Annotated in this window: 19 protein-coding genes and 1 pseudogene; 15 read left to right on the top strand and 5 right to left on the bottom strand. The window is 48.3% G+C overall.

Features of this window, described 5'->3' with window-relative positions; translation table 11 throughout:
* Positions 1 to 386: 386 nt before the first annotated feature.
* The 13 genes from FMM72_RS02385 (at position 387) to FMM72_RS02325 (ending at position 14,753) form a co-directional block, all read left to right on the top strand.
* Positions 387 to 1,586: a mandelate racemase/muconate lactonizing enzyme family protein gene (locus tag FMM72_RS02385; RefSeq protein ID WP_162220472.1), complete on the top strand. Its 1,200-nt coding sequence runs from the start codon at positions 387 to 389 to the stop codon at positions 1,584 to 1,586.
* A gap of 35 nt (positions 1,587 to 1,621) precedes the next feature.
* A complete protein-coding gene (locus tag FMM72_RS02380) occupies positions 1,622 to 3,034 on the top strand; it encodes an APC family permease (RefSeq protein ID WP_162220471.1) in 1,413 nt (470 codons plus the stop codon).
* Between the two features lie 110 nt (positions 3,035 to 3,144).
* A complete protein-coding gene (locus FMM72_RS02375; RefSeq protein ID WP_160210798.1) occupies positions 3,145 to 4,350 on the top strand; it encodes a mandelate racemase/muconate lactonizing enzyme family protein in 1,206 nt (401 codons plus the stop codon).
* A gap of 37 nt (positions 4,351 to 4,387) precedes the next feature.
* Entirely contained in the window at positions 4,388 to 5,590 is a 1,203-nt protein-coding gene (locus tag FMM72_RS02370) for a mandelate racemase/muconate lactonizing enzyme family protein (RefSeq protein WP_162220470.1), read from the top strand.
* Between the two features lie 203 nt (positions 5,591 to 5,793).
* A complete protein-coding gene (locus FMM72_RS02365) occupies positions 5,794 to 6,564 on the top strand; it encodes a FadR/GntR family transcriptional regulator (RefSeq protein ID WP_160210796.1) in 771 nt (256 codons plus the stop codon).
* Positions 6,565 to 7,027: 463 nt separating this feature from the next.
* Positions 7,028 to 7,450 carry a hypothetical protein gene (locus tag FMM72_RS02360; RefSeq protein ID WP_162220469.1) on the top strand — a complete coding sequence of 141 codons (423 nt, stop codon included), beginning with the start codon at positions 7,028 to 7,030 and terminating at the stop codon, positions 7,448 to 7,450.
* Positions 7,451 to 7,569: 119 nt separating this feature from the next.
* Positions 7,570 to 8,028, top strand: coding sequence for a tripartite tricarboxylate transporter TctB family protein (locus tag FMM72_RS02355; protein ID WP_160208260.1), 459 nt, complete (start codon positions 7,570 to 7,572; stop codon positions 8,026 to 8,028).
* A gap of 15 nt (positions 8,029 to 8,043) precedes the next feature.
* The gene (locus FMM72_RS02350) at positions 8,044 to 9,537 is read left to right on the top strand and encodes a tripartite tricarboxylate transporter permease (RefSeq protein ID WP_162220468.1); all 1,494 of its coding nucleotides are present in this window, start codon (positions 8,044 to 8,046) and stop codon (positions 9,535 to 9,537) included.
* Between the two features lie 29 nt (positions 9,538 to 9,566).
* Complete coding sequence (locus tag FMM72_RS02345) at positions 9,567 to 10,550, top strand: Bug family tripartite tricarboxylate transporter substrate binding protein (RefSeq protein WP_243151519.1); 984 nt, start codon at positions 9,567 to 9,569, stop codon at positions 10,548 to 10,550.
* A 248-nt stretch (positions 10,551 to 10,798) separates the two neighbouring features.
* Positions 10,799 to 11,848: a sialidase family protein gene (locus FMM72_RS02340; protein ID WP_160208263.1), complete on the top strand. Its 1,050-nt coding sequence runs from the start codon at positions 10,799 to 10,801 to the stop codon at positions 11,846 to 11,848.
* A gap of 7 nt (positions 11,849 to 11,855) precedes the next feature.
* Positions 11,856 to 12,770, top strand: a complete 915-nt coding sequence (locus FMM72_RS02335; protein ID WP_162220467.1) for a dihydrodipicolinate synthase family protein — start codon at positions 11,856 to 11,858, stop codon at positions 12,768 to 12,770.
* 1 nt (position 12,771) lies between these two features.
* On the top strand, positions 12,772 to 13,779 hold the full coding sequence (locus FMM72_RS02330) for a hydroxyacid dehydrogenase (RefSeq protein WP_162220466.1): 1,008 nt from the start codon (positions 12,772 to 12,774) through the stop codon (positions 13,777 to 13,779).
* A 209-nt stretch (positions 13,780 to 13,988) separates the two neighbouring features.
* Complete coding sequence (locus FMM72_RS02325; protein WP_160208266.1) at positions 13,989 to 14,753, top strand: IclR family transcriptional regulator; 765 nt, start codon at positions 13,989 to 13,991, stop codon at positions 14,751 to 14,753.
* A gap of 489 nt (positions 14,754 to 15,242) precedes the next feature.
* Here the strand turns inward: FMM72_RS02325 and FMM72_RS02320 are convergent.
* The 4 genes and pseudogenes from FMM72_RS02320 to FMM72_RS02305 all read right to left on the bottom strand — a co-directional run bounded on the left by FMM72_RS02320 (position 15,243) and on the right by FMM72_RS02305 (position 18,435).
* Positions 15,243 to 16,748, bottom strand: a pseudogene (locus FMM72_RS02320) (recombinase family protein).
* Between the two features lie 403 nt (positions 16,749 to 17,151).
* Complete coding sequence (locus tag FMM72_RS02315; RefSeq protein WP_162220480.1) at positions 17,152 to 17,349, bottom strand: cysteine-rich KTR domain-containing protein; 198 nt, start codon at positions 17,347 to 17,349, stop codon at positions 17,152 to 17,154.
* A complete protein-coding gene (locus FMM72_RS02310) occupies positions 17,324 to 17,875 on the bottom strand; it encodes a flavodoxin family protein (RefSeq protein WP_162220465.1) in 552 nt (183 codons plus the stop codon). Before FMM72_RS02310 ends, FMM72_RS02315 begins: the two co-directional genes overlap by 26 nt.
* A gap of 14 nt (positions 17,876 to 17,889) precedes the next feature.
* A complete protein-coding gene (locus tag FMM72_RS02305) occupies positions 17,890 to 18,435 on the bottom strand; it encodes a flavodoxin family protein (protein ID WP_162220464.1) in 546 nt (181 codons plus the stop codon).
* A gap of 125 nt (positions 18,436 to 18,560) precedes the next feature.
* Here FMM72_RS02305 and FMM72_RS02300 point away from each other — a divergent pair, with 125 nt between their 5' ends.
* Positions 18,561 to 18,902 (top strand): winged helix-turn-helix transcriptional regulator, encoded by a 342-nt coding sequence (locus FMM72_RS02300; protein ID WP_162220463.1) that lies wholly within the window; start codon positions 18,561 to 18,563, stop codon positions 18,900 to 18,902.
* Between the two features lie 156 nt (positions 18,903 to 19,058).
* Here FMM72_RS02300 and FMM72_RS02295 read toward each other — a convergent pair whose 3' ends face one another.
* Positions 19,059 to 19,460 (bottom strand): plasmid mobilization protein, encoded by a 402-nt coding sequence (locus FMM72_RS02295; protein ID WP_431603333.1) that lies wholly within the window; start codon positions 19,458 to 19,460, stop codon positions 19,059 to 19,061.
* Positions 19,461 to 20,131: 671 nt separating this feature from the next.
* On the opposite strand from FMM72_RS02295, the gene FMM72_RS02290 reads away from it, so the two are divergent.
* Positions 20,132 to 20,780 (top strand): AAA family ATPase (locus FMM72_RS02290; protein ID WP_162220462.1); only part of this gene is annotated, 649 nt, incomplete at its 3' end.

Below are 20,780 nucleotides of genomic sequence, written 5' to 3'. Positions count from 1 at the left end.
AATCGCGATCTATCAACCATTCGAGGAGCATAGAGATTTTCTTAATTGATCCTAAAAAAGCCATATTGAGAAAGCCAAGCCTTTCTCAATATGGCTTTTTGTATTTGTGGGTGAATTTATCTCTGATAAATGGTGTCTGGTTGCTTATGGAATTAGATTCCCTGGAAAGCTCGTCCCCATGGGATAATCTTGGATAAAGGACGGTCACGTCAAATATCCCGCCCCGCACTATTTGCCTCAACTTACTTGTTGTTTTTCACAAATTTCAAAATTATTTCTTTGCATTTTAACAATTTTATACAAACTCCTTGACATTTGATGAATCGGTTATTATATTAATAGTTAGCGAACAACATACAAGCGATCAAATAAAAAGGAGGAGAAGTATGAAGATCACAAAAATCGAAGTATTCCGCCTTCCCACCGCTCAAAGCAAGCTGAACAGCCCCATTGGCTGCCGCATCCATACGGACGCCGGCATCTGCGGTGACGGAGAGGCGGGCATGGCCTACGGCGTGGGAGGAAGCGCTGCTTTCGGCATGGTCTGCGATCTGGCTCAGCTGATCGTCGGTATGGACCCCCTGCAGACCGAGCTGATCTGGGAGACCATGTACAAGAAGACTTTCTGGGGACAGAACGGCGGCCCTGTGGTATTCTCCGGCATCGCGGCCATTGACGTGGCCCTGTGGGACATCAAGGGCAAGTATTTCAATGTTCCCGTATACCAGCTGCTGGGCGGCAAGGTCCGCGACAAGCTGAGGACCTACGCTTCTCAGTTGCAGTTCGGCTGGGGACAGGTCGGCGTCAGCGAGCACCTGTGGGCCGTCACCCCTGAGGATTACGCCCACAATACCCGGCTGGCTTTAGATGAGGGTTTTGACGCCATCAAGGTCGACTTTTTTGACCGGGATGAGGAGGGCAAGCCCCTGAGCTTCCTGGATACCACCGGCCTGCTGACTCCCAAGCAGCTGAAAATGGTGGAGGCCCGCATGAAGGCCGTTCGGGAGGCCGCCGGGGACGAGGTGGACATCATCATGGAGAACCACTCCTATCCCGACGCCCTGGGCGCCGTGCAGCTGGCCAAACTGGCGGAAAAGTACAACATCATGGCCTTTGAGGAGCCCAACACCCCCACCGCCCAGACGGTGGAATACATCGCCAAATATACCAGCGTGCCCATTGCCAACGGCGAGCGCCTGTTCTCCCGCTGGCAGTACGCCGACTACTTCAAGCGCAACCTCCTCCAGCTGGCGCAGCCGGATATTGGAAACTGCGGCGGCATTTCCGAAGTGAAGAAGATCTGCGATATGGCTCACGCCTTTGACGCCGGCATCCAGGTCCATGTGGCTGGCAGCCCCCTGGCTACCAACGCCGCGCTGCATGTGGAGTGCACAATTCCCAATTTCATCATTCACGAGCATCACACCTGCAACCGAATGGACACCTGCCTGGGTCTGACCAAGTACAACCTGCAGCCCGAGCATGGCTATTTCACTGTACCGGACCTGCCCGGTATCGGCAATGAATTTTTACAGGAGGCAATTGACAAAGCTGTCCTGTACAAGGTCATAGAACTGGCCGAGTGAACAAAACCTTTAATTGAATGAAGGGGAGAAAAAACATGGCAATTAAAGTGATCAGAGAAAAGGAACCCAGTTCCGGTATACTTGGCAAGCCCGAGCTGTACGCCCTGGCCATCGGCCAGGTCATTGGAGCCGGCGTCATCACCCTCATTGTACCCGCCATCAAGATGACCGGCTATTCCGCTTGGCTGGCTTATTTCGTGGCGATTATCATGGGTTTCGTCATGATCCTTCCCACTGTGTTCATTTCCTCCACTGTCCGCATGGGAGGCGGCAACTATTCCATGCTGTGCGGTATGGCGGGCCCCCGCGTCGCCGGTGTGTTCGCGTTTATGTACCTGACCCAGTGCGTCAGCCTCTCCCTGTTCGGCGTGTCCGCCGCGGCCTATCTGGGCGACGTTATCCCCGCGCTGGGTTCTCCCGTGGCGAGGGTCATTGTCGGAGCCGCCCTGCTGACCTTCTTTTATGTGGTCAACCTGATGGGCGTGGACATCATGGCCAAAGCGCAGAAGCTGATGACTTGGCTGCTGATTGCCGCGCTGATTCTCTTCGCGCTTGTCGGCATCTTTAAAATCCAGCTGCCTATATTCAACTTCACCGATCCCAACTTCCTGATCAATGGATGGGGCATCACCTTCAAGGACGGACAGATCGCCGGCGGCTTTACCGGGGCCGTACTTCTGTTTGTGTACTCCACCCAGGGCTACTACATGACTACCGCCTATGGCCGTGATTCCAAGGACGCCCGCCGGGATATTCCTGTGGTCCTGTTGCTGGCCGTTCCCACCTTGGTCGTGCTGTACGTCGGCGTCGCTATAGCTGGTGTGGGCGTTATGAGTGTAGAGGAATACGGAGCTTCCACCACATTGGTGTTTGCGGCGCAGCGCATTTTCCCCTTGCCGCTGTTCTACGCTTTCATTATTGGAGGCCCAATCATGGCGTTGCTGTCCACCCTGAACTCCAGCTTTGCCTATAACTCCATCACTATCGGCCAGTCCTGTGATGACGGATGGCTCCCCGCCGTCTTCGGCAAGCAGAACAAGAAGGGTGCCCGGATTTATATCCTGACTTTCATGTATGTCTTGGGCTTGATTCCTATTGTTTTTGGCCTGTCCATCACTGTCATCACGAACATGACCCAGCTCTTCACCTCCGCCTTCGCGCTGCTGAACTTCATCGCCTATATCCGGATGCCTAAGCTCTATCCCCAGGCATGGAAGCAGTCCCGGTTCCATGTGTCCGACAGTCTGTATTACACAATCTGCATTGTTTCCCTTGCCGGTTTTATCGTGGTTCTGTGGAAATCCTGCCTGTCCATGTCCTTCTCTCTGATGGCGCTGAACGTGGCCGCTATCGTAGCGCTGGCCCTGGTGGGCGTGGTGCGCGGCAAATCCGGCGATATCCAGATTAAGACCTCTTTGTGGGCTGCCACCGGCGAAAACGCAGAATAGTTCTCTCTGCTCCGCGGGTGGAGGAAACGACCCTTTGCGGAGCCATGTTTAATGCTTTGTCCTGTAAACCATATGGAAGCTGTTAAAAAATAGAAAGGAGCTTATCAGATTTGAAAATTACATGTGTAGAATGCTATTTGGGCACTGGCGCTCTCAGTGGCTTTGTCACTATGAAGGTCAACACCGACGCGGGCGTCTACGGCTGGGGCGAGGCCGGATTGGCCTATGGCAACTGCTCGGAGGCTGCCTTCGGCCAGTGCCAGGACTTTGCCAAGCTCATTATCGGCATGGACCCTTTCAACACCGAGGAGATCTGGGAGCACCTGCACCGCCACACCTTCTGGGGCATGGGCGGCGGCGTGGTGGTTACTTCCGCCATGGCCGCCATCGATATCGCCTGCTGGGATATCAAGGGCAAAGTACTGAATGTCCCTGTGTATAAGCTGCTGGGCGGCAAAACCAACGATTCTCTGCGGGCTTACGCCTCCCAGCTACAGTTTGGCTGGAGAAAGATCATCGAGGCCAGCGACGGCCTGGATCTGCTGTATGATCCCCAGGAGTATTATGACGTGACCAAGGACGCCTTGTCCGACGGTTACGACGCCATCAAGGTCGACCCTGTGTTCGCTCCCCTGGAGCGCAAACCCTTCGCTGAGGTTGTCAAGACCCAGGGCAACCAGATCCGCGGCTGCTACCGCGAGCATGACCTCAAGCGGTCCGTGGAGCGGATCGCCGCCTGCCGCGAGGCCGGCGGGGACGACATGGACATCATCGTTGAGATTCACTCCCTGCTGGACGCCAACACCGCCGCTGAACTGGGCAAGGCTTTGGAGCCCTACCGCGTCATGTACTATGAGGAGCCAACCATGCCCTGCAACCCTGATGTGTTCAGGCACATTAAGGAGAAGTGCGATCTTCCTCTGGCCACCGGTGAGCGCAGTTACACCCGCTGGGGCTTCCGCCAGTTCTTTGAGGATCGGACCCTGAACGTGATCCAGCCCGACCTGGCCAACACCGGCGGCATCACGGAGACCAAAAAAATCTGCGACATGGCCCAGGTATATGATATCGGCGTACAGATCCACGTCTGCGGCGGCCCCATCGCTACCGCCGCCGCCCTCCACGTAGAGGCTACCATCCCTAATTTTGTCATTCATGAGGAACATAACGCCAATCTGACCAGCGCCTTTGTAAAGGGTGGAAAATATTACTATGCCCCTGTCAACGGTGCTTACACCGTGCCGGAGCTGCCCGGCATCGGCCAGGAAATGAGCGAGTCCTACATCGCCAGCGCCAAGAAAGCCGTTATTCAGTAACATCGATCCCACCCGATTCAAGAAAGGAGCCATCTTTATGAAGATCACCAGCGTGGAATGTTATCTGGGAAAATTCATCACCATTAAGATTAATACCGATGAGGGCGTTTATGGCTGGGGCGAGGCCGGATTGGCCTATGGCAACTGCTTCGAGGCTGCCTTCGGCCAGTGCCAGGATTTTGCAAAGCTCATCATCGGTATGGACCCCTTCGACACGGAGAAGATTTGGGAACACCTGCACCGTCACACCTTCTGGGGTATGGGCGGCGGCGTGGTGATCACCTCCGCCATGGCAGCCATCGACATCGCCTGCTGGGATATCAAGGGCAAGGTCTTGGGCGTCCCCGTGTATAAGCTCATTGGCGGCAAGACCAACAGCAAGCTGCGGGCCTACGCCTCCCAGCTGCAGTTTGGCTGGAGCGACCTTATCCAGATGAAAAACGAGGGAAAAGGTCTCGGCCTGCTGTTTGACCCCAAGGATTACTATGAAGTTACCAAAAATGCTATCCGCGACGGCTACGACTCCATCAAAGTGGACCCTGTGTTTGCGGCCACTGATCCCAACACTCCGCCGGCTCAGATCTGGGGCAACCAGGGCACACAGATTCGCGGCTGCTACCGCCAGCATGACCTGAAGCGGTCTGTGGAACGTATCGCTGCCTGCCGCGAGGCTGGCGGAGACGATCTGGATATCATTGTGGAAATCCACTCCCTGCTGGACGCTAACACCGCCGCCGAGCTGGGCAAGGCCCTGGAACCGTTGCACATCATGTACTATGAGGAGCCCACCAGCCCCGAGAATCCCAGCAACTTCCGCCACATTAAGGAGAAGTGTAATCTTCCTCTGGCCACCGGTGAGCGCAGCTACACCCGCTGGGGCTTCCGCCAGTTCTTCGAGGACCGCACCCTGTCCGTCATTCAGCCGGACCTGTGCAACACCGGCGGTATTACCGAGACCAAAAAGATCTGCGACATGGCCCAGGTATATGATATGGGCGTACAGATCCATGTCTGCGGCGGCCCCATCGCCACCGCCGCCGCCCTCCACGTAGAGGCTGCTATTCCCAATTTCACCATCCATGAAGAGCACAACGCTAACCTCCTGACAGAGTTCATCAATGCCGGTATCCACTACTACAAGCCGGAGAACGGCTTCTACACCGTACCCGAGCTGCCTGGTATTGGTCAAGAAATGAGCGAGTCCTTCCTGGCGGCCTGCCGGAAAGTCGTCATTGAGTGATCTGAACAAAGGGCTGTCCGAACCGCCTGCTCTGTACATTTCCGCCCCTTTTTGCCGCTGCGGCAGAAAGGGGCGGGTGCTTTTACGCGCATGCGGTCGCGCAGTTTCGGTCCGGCCGGCGGCGTATAATTCTGTTGACACCCTTTAAAAGTTGGGGTATTATGAATATATAATTATATTACCAAGTATTTGTAGGTGAAACTATGATTGAGCCCCATGGCCCGGCCCGGCGGAAACTCAAGATCAACCGCACATCCATTGTCGATCAGGTTTGTCAGTCTATCAAGCAAGACATCGTAGACGGCGCCTGGAGCTCCGGTGACAAGCTGCCCTCGGAGGCGGAGTTTGCCGAGACTTTCGGCGTCAACCGCCTGAGCGTCAGGATGGCCCTCCAAAAGCTTAACACACTGGGCATTATTGAGACTCGGGTAGGGGAGGGATCCTTTGTCTGTGACTTTTCGCTAAAGCCTGTTCTGAGCGAATTGACAGTTTTTTACGAAGGCGAGGATAAGTACCACGACGTTCGCCAGCTGAGAAACCTTTTGGAAAGCGAGTGCTTATGCGTGGCGATGAAGTCCGCTACGGATGCGGAAAAGCAGAAGCTAAAGGAAGCCTTGGACAACTACGACCAGTATTCGAATATCTACAACGAGGATATAGACGACCCCCAGCGGCTGGAGCAAGTGGTGGACGCAGACTTCAATTTCCACTACCAGATCATCAAAATGAGCCACAACGAGCTCTATAAGGACATTTATTATATGGTACAGCAGCTGATTCGCAGCCACATCACAAAGATGATCAGCACGCGCGCCCATCGCAGACAGGAGCAGGGCCTCCCCCCGATTGGCGAGAACGACCTTCATTTCCGCATCTATCAATGTGTTCTGCAAGCCGACACGGATGGATCCCGCGAGGCGGTGGAAGGATTGCTGGGCATCGTCTCGGTTCCCGGATTGGACGAGTTTGAATAAGTTCGCGTTTTATACGGGCAGGTTTGCCCTGCAAAGGCCCCAGTGCGAGCGCTGATGAAAGATTGAGCCACGCTCTGGTGAGAAAGTGAGCTGTGTCAAATCCCGGAGATTACATGAATGATCTCTCTCTATTTCAAGGATACAATTGCTGAAGGTTTTGCTGTCCAAAACGCTATGTAGATAAAATCAATTCAATAGCTTAAAGCTAACTGTTATTGCAGTTTTGTTTTTATGCCTAATGTTTGATTTTATTTTACGCTTAACTATTCTTTGTCATTTGAGTGATTAGTCGTAGAATAAAATCTACGGCTTTTTCTTTTGCTCACAGATTTGTTTAATTAAACTGAGAGATACGGGCCAATGTAATGAATTCATTACATTGGCCCTTTGTGCTGTGAAATATTAAACACTTGATGATGTTGATGCTACATTTCCGATAAAAGCTACCAGGAGTGTTTACATTATGAAAGATCAGTATATAAGGGATCTGAAGAAGTTGAGGAATGGTGGGAAAATTATTTGGAATGTAATGACTGATATACTTTCAACTATGGCAATTATATTTTTCAGGCGCCCTCAATCCTATTTAAGGATAGGTATCTACATTTCTGCGTGTAGTTATGTATTAGCCACAGCAATACATATGAAGATTTATTGCTGCGCACATTTTTCTCATCGGATTGCTTTGGCATGGGGTCTGCCAAAGCGGGGCGCCAGAACCTATTTACACTCAAAGCGGCATACGTCGCCGATCTTTGCCATAGGCGGCTTCTTGTACAAGCATCTTTACTACCGGGCCTTTGGAAACGAAGGTTACGATAAATCTGGAAAGCTCATATGGCATACTGATACAAACCTGATGTTGGATAAATCGGACAAAATATGATTAAATAATTGTGCGTTTTATGAATTGTTATCCAATAGATGATGTGATATTATAATATATATAATGAAATAATTTCATTATTAATGAACAAATCGATGTGCAGCGAAAGAGGGATGATTGTGAAAAAATGGAATTACATTATTTCGGTGATTACAGCGTGCTCAGGTACATTGATTATGTATGAATCCTCAAAATTGTCTTTAAGATATACGGTCAGTGGGCCGGGTGCTGGCGTATGGCCCATGATGTTAGGCGGTCTGCTGCTTCTGTGCGCGCTTGCCCTGTTTATCATAACATTTATCAATAAAGAGAAATATGGGAAATTAGAGATTATACTTAACACCGCGGCAAATAAGCGGGTCTATATAGTTATGGGGGCGATTGTGCTTTATTGTATACTCTTAAAAGTTGCTGGTTTTTATCCTGCTACAGCCCTGGTGATTCCTGCGCTTATGTACATTATGGGTGAACGAAGAATAAAACGGATTTTATGCACGATGGTCTTTGGAGTTATAGGGATCTATTTCATTTTTGATGTGCTTTTACATACGAAGCTGCCTGTTTCAATCTTTTTATGAGAGGAGTGTAAGAGAATGGATGCATTATTAACAGCGATGGTTTCGGTGTTTACCCCCGTGAATCTGTGCGGTTTGGCGGCAGGTACAATAGCAGGGATTTTGATCGGCGCTATGCCTGGCCTGTCTGTAAATATGGGGATTGCCCTTTTGTTTCCAATGACTTTTGCGTTCAGTGGTGTAGGCGGCATATTAATGCTGCTGGGCGTTTATTGCGGCGCCATATATGGCGGTTCGATTTCCGCCATTTTGCTGAAGACTCCAGGGACGCCGGCGTCAGCGGCAACGACTTTGGATGGATATCCCATGGCGGTAACTCTAAAACAGCCGGGACGAGCGTTGGGCCTGTCAACATTTGCAAGTTTATCAGGAGGAATTTTCAGCTCGCTTTGTTTGATCATCCTTTCCCCACAGTTGGCAAAGCTGGCGCTGCAATTTTCTAAGGCAGAGTATTTTGCTTTAGCTATATTTGGGATCAGCATTATAACGAGTGTCTCCTCAGGTTCCGTATTAAAAGGCTTGATCGGAGGTATCCTGGGCCTGTTTATTGCTACAATTGGCGTTGATGCTTTGACGGGAAAGCTGCGCTTTACTGGCGGATCAGTCTATTTGATGGGTGGCATTTCCTTCGTCCCGGTTTTGATCGGCCTGTTTGCCTTTTCGCAGGTTCTTGCGTCGATAGAGGATTTTTATGGAAAGCCCTATGAAAAACACAATGTCTCGATCAAACGGGTGTTCCCAATGGTTGAGGATTTAAAACGGGTTGCCGTAACTATCATTCGTTCGGCATGTATTGGAACGTTCATTGGCTGTGTTCCCGGTACAGGAGGGGACATCGCTTCGTTTATTTCATATGATCAGGCAAAACGTTGGTCAAAATATAAGGAAAATTTCGGAAACGGGGAACCGGAGGGGATTTGTGCACCGGAGGCGGGAAACAACGCTGTATCCGGCGGCGCGATGATTCCCATGCTGACGCTGGGGATTCCTGGAGATGGCGCCACAGCAATCATGATGGGCGCATTTATGGTACAGGGTTTACAACCAGGCCCTTTGCTTTTCACGGAACATGCATCATCCGTCTATCAGATATTTATTGGTTTATTGCTTGCCAATGTCGTAATGGGGATATTTGGATTTTCTTTGATCCGGTTGTTCGTCAAAGTAATCAACGTGCCAAAAGAAATACTCCTTTCCATTGTTTGTGTGCTCACGTTTGTAGGCTCTTATTCTTATAATAATTCAATAAATGATGTATTTATCATGGTGTTTTTCGGATTTTTAGGCTATTTTTTAAACAAATTCCAATTTTCCATGTCGGCGATTGTAATCGGCATCATCTTGGGGGGGATGGCGGAAACAAACTTTAGAGGGGCGCTTATCATGAGCGGAGGGCATATGGATATTTTTATTAAAAGTCCCATCTGTGCGGCATTCTTAATTATTTCAATCTTTTCGCTTCTCTCTCCGCTATATATGCCGCTTTTAAAAAAGCTGAAAAGGCAATCTTAAAAATAAATTATTTTAAAGGAGAAATGAACATGAAACGCAGAAGAATCCTTGGTTTGGCAATGGCAGCGGTACTGGCCTTGACTTGCGTGACTGGTTGCAGCACAACGCCTAAGGAATATCCATCGGAAGATATTACGATGCTGATTCCGCGCGGTGCAGGCGGTGGCACGGATACTTCCGCCAGAGGTTTGATTGAATTTGCAAAAGACAAGTTGCCAAAGGGCGTTCAATTTCTTCCTACAAATAAACCAGAAGGAAGCGGCGTTGCGTGTATGATTGAAGGCGCTAATGCGGATCCCAATGGCTATACCTTGACCATGCTGATTGTCGAAGCTGCAATGCTGCCGCATATTGGAAGAATGGATGCCACGGTAGAGGATTTCAAAGGTATTTGTGCACCGATTGCAGATCCAGCGGCACTGATTGTACCTGCTAATGCGCCCTATGATACATTGGAAGAATTTATCGAATACGCCAAGGCGCATCCGGGCGAAATTCAGATGGCAAACCCAGGAATTGGAGGAATTATGCACATGGCGGCTGTTAACGTTGAGGAAACCTGCGATGTGGAATTTGTGCACGTTCCTTATCCGGATGGAACTGGCGCGTGTATTGCCGCACTCGTTGGCGGTCATGTGGATGCAACCTTCGGCACTCCTGGCACAGCGCTTTCGCAGGTTGAGGCCGGGACACTGAAAATTTTAGGCGTTATGGATTCCACACGCTGCGAGCTGTTCCCGGATGTCCCCACTTTTAAGGAAGCGATTGGTTTAGATTTTGAAATGCGCGCCTGGGCCGTTTTAAGCGCACCCAAGGATATTCCGGATGACGTCTACGAGAAGCTGGTCGCAATATTCAAAGAGACGATGGAAGATCCCGCTTATCAGGAGTATACCAAGAAGCAGGGGATTGTACCCAGCGCCATTATCGGAGAAGAAGCGGATCAAATGATGAAAGCTGACAATGAGGTTTATGCAGAATTAATGCAGCTCGTAGCCGATCAGATGGATTAAGCTTCTTCAAAATCGAGCATGTATTTCTGAAATTTCATATTGGCTTATAGTGAAACTGGGCGGCAAAAGATAAAGCGGTCACTTACACATCGATCATGCTGAGATGTCATAGGACCGCTTTATCACTTAAAATGCCCACTGCTTACGGACATTGGCCCGGTTTTCACATCAAAATGATTTATGAAGCTGTTTCGAACGAAACCGGACGCAAAAAGTCCGATGCCGATGCAGTTGTCCAGGGAGGGCTTATGAAACAAATCGTTAATATTAACCAGCAGTTGATTATGCCGGAAGAACAGACATGGTTTGGAAATTGCCATTCTTCCACAATTGTAAAAGTGGGAAAAAATGAGTATTTGAGCGCCTATATGGCGGGTGAATGCGAAGGGAAGCCGGATATGGCTATCTGGATTTCAAGATGTGTTGATGGGATTTGGTTACAGCCTGAAAAAATTATGGGCGTTTACCGTTTTCCACACTGGAACCCGGTATTGTATTTTGACGGAACAACGGTAACGCTTATTTTTAAAGTCGGTCCCAGCGTCCCACTGTGGTATTCCATGATTTCGGAATCGAAGGATCTTGGTAAAACATGGTCTGTCCCAAGAGAAGCGGTTCCGGGGGATTATCAGCCGCGCATTACGTCCCGCAACAAGATCATCCGCGGTTCAAACGGATATCTGTATGGCCCCTGTTCCATTGAAACGGAAAAATATTGGGACAGCTACATTGATATTTCAAAGGACAACGGCCGCACCTGGAGTAAGCATGCGATTCCATTCAATCATGATTTGCGGCAAGAAGATAAAAATGGCGGCAGCTGGAACGGGCTGGCTCAAGGCGCTCTGTGGGAGAATGACCTGTCTACTGTGCTGAAATGGGATGGTATTATCCAACCCACAATCTGGGAGTCGTCCGCCGGGATGTTTCATGCGCTTCTGCGAAGCACGAGGGGCCATATCTATCGGACGGATTCCACGGACTATGGGGATACCTGGTGTGAAGCGTACCCAACTGATATACCAAATAATAATTCTGGAATTGATATTGCTAAAATGGACGACGGCACGCTTGTACTCGCCTATAACCCCGTTTCTGGAAATTGGTCCGCCCGTTCTCCCATTTCATTGTCCATATCCGAGGATAATGGGAATACGTTTTCAAAGCCAGTACATTTAGAAACCAGAGACGGGGAATTTTCCTATCCGGCTATACTTGCTGACGGCAGCCACGTTTATATGACATATACATATAAGCGTAAATCTATTGTATTTTGCACATTTGACATCATTGAATAAGGAGAATATGATGAAAGCAGAAGGTATTATTGTTCCTTTATTGACGCCTGTCAATGAGGATGAATCCATCAACAATGATGCGCTGGAACGTCTGATCAATTATGTCATTGAAGGCGGTGTAGATGCAATTTTTGTAATGGGATCGTCCGGGGAGTTTGCGCGATTTGATACGGACTTTAGATTTCAGACGATTCGCGCGGCGGTGGAAATTGTCAATGGCAGAGTCCCTGTGTATGCGGGGGTGAGCGACTGCGGGACAAGGCGGGTACTGCGCCATGTGGAAAATGCCGAAAAAGCCAAAGCGGATGCAGTTGTAGTGACATTGCCGTATTATTTCCCGATCCGAAACGACGACGAAGCTTATCAGCATTTCAGCCTTGTCGCGGCGAACACAGGGCTTCCTGTGGTCCTGTATAATATTCCAAGCACATGCGGCGCTGAAATTGGCTTATCAGTGCTTGATCGGCTGCGGGAATACAAAAATATTGTCGGAATAAAAGACAGCAGCGGAAATAAGGATTATCTGGGGGAACTGTTATCCCGGTATCACAACTCGGGTTTTGGCGTGATAGCCGGAGCCGAGGAATTAAGTTATGAAGCGCTCACCCGGGGTACAGTTGGGCTTGTCCCTTCCTTGGCTAATCCATTCCCTAAACTGTTCTCAAAATTATTTGGATCGGCAAAACAAAAAGATTTCCAGATGATGCAGAAACTTTGCGAAAAAATAGATGAAATGAACCGATTGAACCAGTTTTGCAATGCCTGGATGTCTCCAAACGTGTGGCGTAAGAAAGCCCTGGAGATGATGGGGATTTGTCCTGGGAATATGACGAAACCGCATGTCCCGGTTGGTAAAGATGCGATCAATAAAATCCAGGAATTTATTGACTGGTATCAATCTGAACTAGGGTTTGAGAAGTAATATGGAGAAGAAAATTCAACTTTTAGTTACCAATCCCAACAACCGGCTGAAGGAACAACTGTTTGACAAAAACAATATAAAATTGTTGGAGTCTTTTGCGGAGATTACATGGAACCCTTATCAGAGGGAGTTTACTGCGGATGAACTCAAAAGGCATATCCAGGGAAAGGATGCGTTAATCACAAGTTGGGGTACGCATCCGTTGACACGGGAGATTTTGGATTGCAGCGACCGGCTGAAATTTATTGGCCATACCGGCGGAACCGTTAAATGGTTGGTAGAACCTGACTTCTTTGAACGGGGGATTATGCTTGTAAACGGGAACGCTGCGCTTGCGAAAGCAGTAGCGGAATATTGTTTTTTAATCGCACTGTCGGACTCGTGGAATTTTATTCCAACAGTTAACGCCATAAAGGCTGGCGGATGGCTGACGAATGAAGATGTATCTGACGGCCTGAATGGAAAGTCAATTGGCCTGGTAGGATATGGAGAAATATCAAAGGGCTTTATTGAATTATTAAAAGCGTTTGATGTTTGTATTTATGTGTATTCCAATTATTGTACCCAAGATGAAGCGGACCGAATGAGATTTAAGCTTGCTGACTTATCCACAGTGTGCGGGTGTGATATTGTTTCTTTGCATACTACTTTGAATGAAAAAACATATCATATGCTTGGAAAGCATGAGTTATCTTTCATTCGAGACAATTCACTGTTGATTAATACAGGCAGAGCGGAGTTGATCGAGGAGAAGGCCCTCATGGATGAGTTGCGTACAGGACGTTTCCGCGCAGTTTTGGATGTGTTTTACCAGGAGCCGCTTGCGTTTGATCATGAGTTGAGAAGCTTGAACAATGTCATTTGTACCCCGCATGCAGCGGGAACAAGCCAGTACTGGAGGCGGAAACAGGCGGATTATGTGATAGAAGACATGAAACGTTTTTTTGTGCGAGAGCCGCCCTGTTATGCAATCAGCAAGCAGCAATATGATCGCTTGACGCCAAGATAATTTAACAAAGATGCTTTGTGATCGATAGGATTATAAAGCATCTTTGTTGTTATCAAGCAATAAATGAAAGTATAATCACACCTCAATCGGGTAAAAGCAGATTGAAGCAATCGGAATCGAAACACTTGAATCTTACAATGTTGACAGATAAATCCGTCTATGCTAAAGTCAAAGTAACATGTTATAAATTTTTAAAGGGGATGCCCAAGATGAGTGATATTAAAGATGCAAAGGTGAAATCTTTATATAAAGCTATTATGCTGCTGAACTATTTTACCCCCGAGCATCCTCTCCGCAGTATCAATGAGCTGTCAGAATTATCCGGACTTTTAAAAAGCACTGTCCATAATATAATGAGCACATTCAGCCTAAACGGAATTGTTGTAAAAGATACTGTTAGTGGAAGATATTGCTTGGGAAGTAAAATTTTTGAATATTATAACACCTTAATCAGCAGCGACTCCAATCGTCCTATTGTTAAGTCTTCAATGAATGAAATTTCAACGATCAGCGGCGAAAACGTATATCTTGCAATACCATCGCAATTACAAGTTATGTACATAGACGCTGCCTATCCTTATAATAATTTCTTTTCGCGGTCAATTATTGGGATAAAAGCGGATATGTATTGTACCGCAGTTGGAAAGGCAATGCTTGCATTTTTAGGTGATGACTATTTTGATCAGATAGTGGAAAAAGGGCTATATCCTTACACGCCATATACCATAACAAACAGGAATGATTTAATTGCGGAACTTGAAAAAATTCGACAGTGTGGTTATGCAGTTGATAATATGGAACATGAAGATGGCATCCGTTGTGTTGCTGTTCCGATTTTTAATCGCGAAGATCAAATCACCGCGGCTATTAGTATCAGCGGACCGTCGCCCAGAATAACTGATGAAAAGATTTTGCATTATTCTTCACTTCTCTTGGATGCTGCTAAGGATTTGCGTTCAAAATATAACTTATAAATGGCGCTGCGATCTGGTATATCACTAAAATAAGCGGATTTTGAAATGGAAACATCTAAGCGCGTATACTGAGGTACTGAATTTCCGGGAAACAACTATTACGGCAGATACTGGATCCGGGAAGTCTATACAAGCATGTCCGTATTTGCGGAAGGCTGGCTATAAAGTGTCTATATATAACGAAAAGAAGCAGCAAACATGCTGCTTCTTTTCGTTATATTGGGATATTTATATGTTAGTATCACCCACAGCACGGATTACCAAATTAAAAGATTAAGAGGTGAAATTAGAAATGAATAGACAACACTGGGACCTACTGGGGAAAGCAGTTACAATGCAAACCTTGGATGGGCAATATCAGTGGAAGAGTCAGAGCTATTCAGGTCATGTTTCCGCGTTGCATTTAACTCGCACAGGTTCTCTACTTAATAGATAGCAACCCTTGACAAAGGTAAACACACCACTGAATAAGGCGCTGGGGGTAAGAAATCAGATTTTCCACTCAAACGACACACGGTCAGCCGTGGCGTGGACCTGGGAGAGAATGATGTCGGCCACCTGCCGCCGGTCGTCAAAGTCAATGTTGTCCCAATTCCCCAGGTGGGAGGACAGGTACTCGATTTTTTGCGGGGAAACGCTTTCAGCGTTCAGCGCGGCAATCTCCTTTATCAGCCCTTGACGGCGGGTGTCCAGCTCCTCAATCTTCCCGTTGGCGTAGGACATCAAAACCGCGCTGGCCCCGGTCAAGGTGTTCAACAGCTTTTCGATCTCGTCCTCCACCTGGGCCAGCTCCACATTTAAGGCGGTCAGCCTGGGGTTGACCGTCTCCGCCTGGGCGGTCAGGGTTTGGAACTCGGACAGCTTTTGCACCATAGCCTCATAGACGAACTGCTCAAACTCCGCCGTCCGAAGCGTCCCGCAGCCCTCGTAGCTCATGTTGTCCGCCCGCTTGGTACAGCGGAGATATTGGGTCCCCGCCCGGTTGCCCATGCTTTTCAGCGCCCGTCCACAGTGGCCGCACTTCACTTTCCCGGCCAGCCAGGTATTTTTCGGCTTGCGTCCGCCCTGAAACGTGATGTTTGCCATCAGCTTTTTTCGACACCGCAGCTAGGTATCGGTGGGAACAATGCCCTCGCTGGGGGCCAGCACAAGGATTTGATTTTTCAGGTCCTTGTTTTTCCGTTCCTGTACATCCCGGCCCTGGTAGAGATAGCAGCCGTTGGTCCCGGCGAAGTCCGCCGCCTCGTTCACCACCACGGCCCCCTGCCCCTTGAAGAACTCGTACAGCTCCAGGTCCGCCTGGGCGTAAATGGGGTTGCGGAGCATTTGAGAAATGAAGCCCCGGCGCAGCTCCTTGTCATACACCAGTATGCCCTTCTGGGCGAAGTACCGGGCGATGTCCCCGAACGACGTGGACGGCTCGGCGTACATTTCAAACATCAACCGGGCGATATTCGCCGTATCGGGGTCCGGGATCATCATTTTTGTCCGTATGCCCTGGATGGTGGTGGGCTCCAGCTTGAAGCCATAGGGGGCCGCGCCGCTCATGTGGAAACCACGCTGGCAACGGGAATAGTAGGCGTCCGTCACCCGCTTCTGGATTGTCTCACGCTCCAGTTGTGCGAACACAATACAGATATTCAGCATGGCCCGGCCCATAGGGGTGGATGTATCAAACTTTTCCGTAGAGGAAACGAACTCCACATTGTACTGTTGGAACAGCTCCATCATGGTTGCGAAGTCCAGAATGGAACGGCTGATACGGTCCAGCTTGTAGACCACCACCCGGCGGATCAGGCCCCGCTTGATGTCGGTCATAAGCTCCTGGAAGCGGGGGCGGTCCGTGTTCTTGCCGGAGTAGCCCCTATCTTGATAATCCTTGTGGTTTCCACCCCTTAACTCATATTTGCAGAACTCGATTTGACTTTCAATGCTGATACTGTCCTTGCGGTCTACGGACTGTCTCGCGTAGATAGCGTCGATACGGTTTTCCATGATAGCTCCTTTCCTGTCGGGAAATGGAGCTGTCAACCTTTACAAGTATATTATACCAAAGACAGCCCCAGGGCACAAGGATGTGGGAAAACGCAGAAAGACAGCACCGAAAAAGTGCTGTCTTTCAACCTTGCCCCACCTCTGGTCACGGTGTCCAGAGGCTCCAGAATAGAAAAACGTCCGCACAGCGCAAGGCTATACGGACGTGTCGGGGCGACAGGATATTACAATTTTCGCAGCTTCGGCCAGGGCTTCCCGTTAGAGGGGGAGGGCTTTTTTTGATAAATCAAGGGGGCAAACAATATAAAAAGACACGGCGTTACCTCCTAAAACGGTCGCCGTATCGTTCAAATGGAAAGAGCCGATAACCGCATTTTACATTTGCGTGTTATCGGCCCTGCGTCTATGCGTCTGGCTCTTTGATAACGATTATTTGTAGATTTTTTGCACTAACCAAAGTTTCTTTTTTACATTTTGGACAATAAAGGGGAAAGTTATTTAGAACAGTGTCTTTTCTAATTTTATCACGTGTTTTACTACCGCAAATAGGGCAATATATCCATTCGCTTTTTTTGTTATGCAATAGATTTCCCAAGTTCATAAGCGGCAGATATTTCAGGTTTTCCATCAATATCTCCTACGTCCCCGTTTCCTCCAGCGAGAACATGGCCGAGATTATTCCACTTCAAATGTTCCATCAAGTGATTGTAGTAAACACGCACATCTTCAAAGTCGTGGCCCTCTGCGGCCATTAACAGGACAGATGCCTTGCCGTGTCCCCTCAAAAGGTTGCCGTCCCCTTCTTCCAAAGCAAACAGGCGGTCGATAGCGGTTCTGATTTGACCGCTCATGTTCCAGTAGTAGAGAGGGCTGGCCAGTACAATCACATCACACTCACGCACCGCCGGATAAATTTTGTTCATGTCATCCCGCTGAACACAGGGGCACTCTTTGCTGCTATGTCCGCCAAAGCATCCCTTACAGCCGTGGATATTCATGCTGTCCAGGAAAAACTCGGTTACGGTATGACCGGCGCTCTCCGCCCCCTCAGTAAACGCTCTGACCAGCGCGGAGGTATTACCCTTTCTGCGGGGACTGCCATTGAGAATGACAATCTTTTTAGGCATGGTATTCTCCCTCCTTAAAATTTCTCCGCCAGATCAGCCGCTTGTTTACAGCCATCTGTCTTTTCAATGTCACCGATATTCAGGACGCCCGGAACAAGAACCTCCCCGATCATCTTCCATTTCATCAGTGCCGCAGAACGTTCAATGGGGACGCGCACGCCGTCAAAAACGGACATATCATCTTCCTCACAACAAGCGATAACCGCGCACTCTTTACCTGCAATATCTTTTCCCCCCACCACAAAAGAGAACAGGCGATCAATGACCCCTTTAATTTGTGCGGGGATGGAATACCAATACACAGGCATAGAGAAAACCACAGCATCGGCCTCCAAAATAGCGGGAGCAATCGTATTAAAATCATCATCAAAAGAGCAGGCTTTTCCTGTCTTAAAGCAAGTCTCGCAAGCCTGGCAGCCCCCCACATTTTTCAGAGCAGCGTCAAAACGGGTAATAATGTGTCCTTTGGCTTCTGCTGCTTGAATAAATGCCTCGGTCATAGCAAAGCTATTGCCTTTCTTTCGAGGACTGCCGGTAACAACAACAATTTTTTTGCCCATACAAAGTACCTCCTGATTTTGCGGGCTTGACTTTCCCCGCACCTGACAGTATCATTGTAGCAAGAATTAAAGTAAAATCAAGTACGCACATATAAGTGCGATACTAACCTGGGGGAAAGCATACTATGAGTGAACGCTGTATTTCGCAAGAGTGCCTCAATGACACTGGCTTCAGCTACACCCTGTCTTTAATCAACGGAAAATACAAAATGATAATCCTTTATACCTTGATGGAATTTAAGGTCGTTCGTTTCAATGAGATGAAAAAATATATTGGGGAGATTTCTTATAAAACATTGAGTTCCACGCTGAAAGAGTTAGAAGCCGACCAACTGGTACACCGGGAGGAATATCCACAAATTCCGCCCAAAGTCGAATATAGTTTAACGGAACGGGGAAAATCTCTTATGCCCATTTTGGACAGGATGTGCGAGTGGGGAGAAAAGAATAGACTTCCCGCTATGTAATTAACGGCAAGCAGGGCAAGTGTAGCCACACTTGCGATTTTTGCTCCGCAAAAATGCTTGTTGGGGTTGCACCCCAAACCCGCCGGAAGCCTCTGGACACCGTGTCCAGAGGCTTCTGTCTGCGGCCCCGTCGCTATTGCTCCTGGCCTTACGCGCTTACAGCGCAACCACCTCCGAAAGCCTTTCCAGCAGTTCGGAGAGCGGCCCCCATAAGTCCGCATAATCTTTTTGCAGGGCCTTAATTTCATCCGGATAAACCCCGCCGTTGATATTCGCTTGGACAGCAATTTGATTGAGATTATTCGCACACCGCCTTTGCAGAGAAACTATGTCTTTGACGGGAGCGAGGTCAACATGAAGTACATAGCCGTTAAGGGCCATTTTCCGCACATAGGCTGAAAGGTTGCCGATACCCACATCCGCCATGCGCTCCTGGATTTTTGCCCGTTCATCCGGGGACAGCCAGATATGGAGAAGCGTGTTCCGAATACGTTTCTTTCCCGCAACCATAGTTGACGGACTTTTGTGGCTGCAAGGTGCTGATTTTTTGCTGTTCATAGATACCTCCCATAAATTCAAATGTTGACAGTATTTCGATAAATCGGGGGTGGGGAATGATACTATACCAGCCCCCATAAAACCAGGGCCGGAAACCCTTGCGGGGCAAGGCTTTGAAATTGCTAATTGTCCACATATCAGCCGTGGAAAGATAGCGGTTTGAGAAGAAGCGGTTCGACCCTATCCCCCCCCTTTTCCCTATCCAGGGAAAGGGGGCGGCTCTGGAGGATATATCCCCCGTCGCGCCTTGGGAGGTAGCACAACCGGGACAGCCAGTCAAGGGTGCGGAGCACCGCCGCGCAGCGGCGGCTATGCCCTTGACAGGCAGCCCCGGTTGTGCTATGGGTGGCGCGGCGACGGGGGATAAATCCGGCAGAGCCTCCGTGGACGGAACGGGGAAAACGGGCGGGGGCAACCTCTGGTCACGGTGTCCAGAACATATACAAAAACACCGCTTCGTTTTTAGCGAAAGCGGTGTTTTCCGTAAGGTTGACAGCCCATTATGTTGTTAGTTTTCGGTTTCCCTTTGTCAAGAGAAGATATAGGTGCCTATGATATTGATAGATAATCTTCAAGCATATTATAGATTGAAATACAACATATTATACAAAAACTCTATAGAAATAATAATGAAGCTATGTTAAAATGGAGGGAGCAGAGGAGGAATAGCAGTGAAGCTTATTAGACTTATTGTGAAGAGACTGCATGATAGCTATGACTACACCGTTGATTTTAATCAAGATGTGACTTTTATTTATGGTACAAATGGATGCGGTAAAACTACAATTTTAAACATTACTGAAGCAATTATCACAGGACAGCTATATAAATTGTTTGATTATCGATTCAGACAAATTGAGTTGAGTTATGCATCAAGTTCAAATATAACCGATGTGGAGTATATCAAAATAGAAAACAAAAAGGCAGAATTGTTAATTGAATTTAAACACCAATTGTGCACTATAAAGCTTGAGGATTCTAGTGATGAGATCCAACAAACAGATAGGAGTGTACGGAATGTTGCAAGGTACTATTTTAGCAGATATCCGGCTTTGGAAGAATTGAGAGATACTTTCAATTATGTTTATTTACCATTAAATAGGTCTGCTACCATGTATGACTTCAATGATGAATATTACATGATAAGGCGCTATCGCAATAGAATTCCTTTTGCCGCAGAGATGCATTTTGGGGAAAATAAGCGAGATCCTGCAATGCTACAGATAGAGTCCTTAATTTGGACTAGTTACTCTAAAATTAGTTCATCAATTTCGAAAATAAATGATAATTTTCGAAATAATATTTTGAAATCTCTTTTAG

The organism is Anaerotruncus colihominis, assembly GCF_010206195.1.
In the GTDB taxonomy this organism is placed as follows: Bacteria; Bacillota; Clostridia; order Oscillospirales; family Ruminococcaceae; genus Anaerotruncus; species Anaerotruncus colihominis_A.
Note: the sequence above shows the minus strand (reverse complement) of the source record. Positions and strands in the feature narration are given on the sequence as shown.

What these genes read in the sequence shown, in the direction of transcription:
- FMM72_RS02385 (WP_162220472.1), top strand. Translation starts at nt 387, where the DNA reads ATGAAGATCACAAAAATCGAAGTATTCCGCCTTCCCACCGCTCAAAGC.
- FMM72_RS02380 (WP_162220471.1), top strand. Translation starts at nt 1,622, where the DNA reads ATGGCAATTAAAGTGATCAGAGAAAAGGAACCCAGTTCCGGTATACTT.
- FMM72_RS02370 (WP_162220470.1), top strand. Translation starts at nt 4,388, where the DNA reads ATGAAGATCACCAGCGTGGAATGTTATCTGGGAAAATTCATCACCATT.
- FMM72_RS02365 (WP_160210796.1), top strand. Translation starts at nt 5,794, where the DNA reads ATGATTGAGCCCCATGGCCCGGCCCGGCGGAAACTCAAGATCAACCGC.
- FMM72_RS02360 (WP_162220469.1), top strand. Translation starts at nt 7,028, where the DNA reads ATGAAAGATCAGTATATAAGGGATCTGAAGAAGTTGAGGAATGGTGGG.
- FMM72_RS02350 (WP_162220468.1), top strand. Translation starts at nt 8,044, where the DNA reads ATGGATGCATTATTAACAGCGATGGTTTCGGTGTTTACCCCCGTGAAT.
- FMM72_RS02345 (WP_243151519.1), top strand. Translation starts at nt 9,567, where the DNA reads ATGAAACGCAGAAGAATCCTTGGTTTGGCAATGGCAGCGGTACTGGCC.
- FMM72_RS02340 (WP_160208263.1), top strand. Translation starts at nt 10,799, where the DNA reads ATGAAACAAATCGTTAATATTAACCAGCAGTTGATTATGCCGGAAGAA.
- FMM72_RS02335 (WP_162220467.1), top strand. Translation starts at nt 11,856, where the DNA reads ATGATGAAAGCAGAAGGTATTATTGTTCCTTTATTGACGCCTGTCAAT.
- FMM72_RS02330 (WP_162220466.1), top strand. Translation starts at nt 12,772, where the DNA reads ATGGAGAAGAAAATTCAACTTTTAGTTACCAATCCCAACAACCGGCTG.
- FMM72_RS02325 (WP_160208266.1), top strand. Translation starts at nt 13,989, where the DNA reads ATGAGTGATATTAAAGATGCAAAGGTGAAATCTTTATATAAAGCTATT.
- FMM72_RS02315 (WP_162220480.1), bottom strand. Translation starts at nt 17,349, where the DNA reads ATGAACTTGGGAAATCTATTGCATAACAAAAAAAGCGAATGGATATAT.
- FMM72_RS02310 (WP_162220465.1), bottom strand. Translation starts at nt 17,875, where the DNA reads ATGCCTAAAAAGATTGTCATTCTCAATGGCAGTCCCCGCAGAAAGGGT.
- FMM72_RS02305 (WP_162220464.1), bottom strand. Translation starts at nt 18,435, where the DNA reads ATGGGCAAAAAAATTGTTGTTGTTACCGGCAGTCCTCGAAAGAAAGGC.
- FMM72_RS02300 (WP_162220463.1), top strand. Translation starts at nt 18,561, where the DNA reads ATGAGTGAACGCTGTATTTCGCAAGAGTGCCTCAATGACACTGGCTTC.
- FMM72_RS02295 (WP_431603333.1), bottom strand. Translation starts at nt 19,460, where the DNA reads ATGAACAGCAAAAAATCAGCACCTTGCAGCCACAAAAGTCCGTCAACT.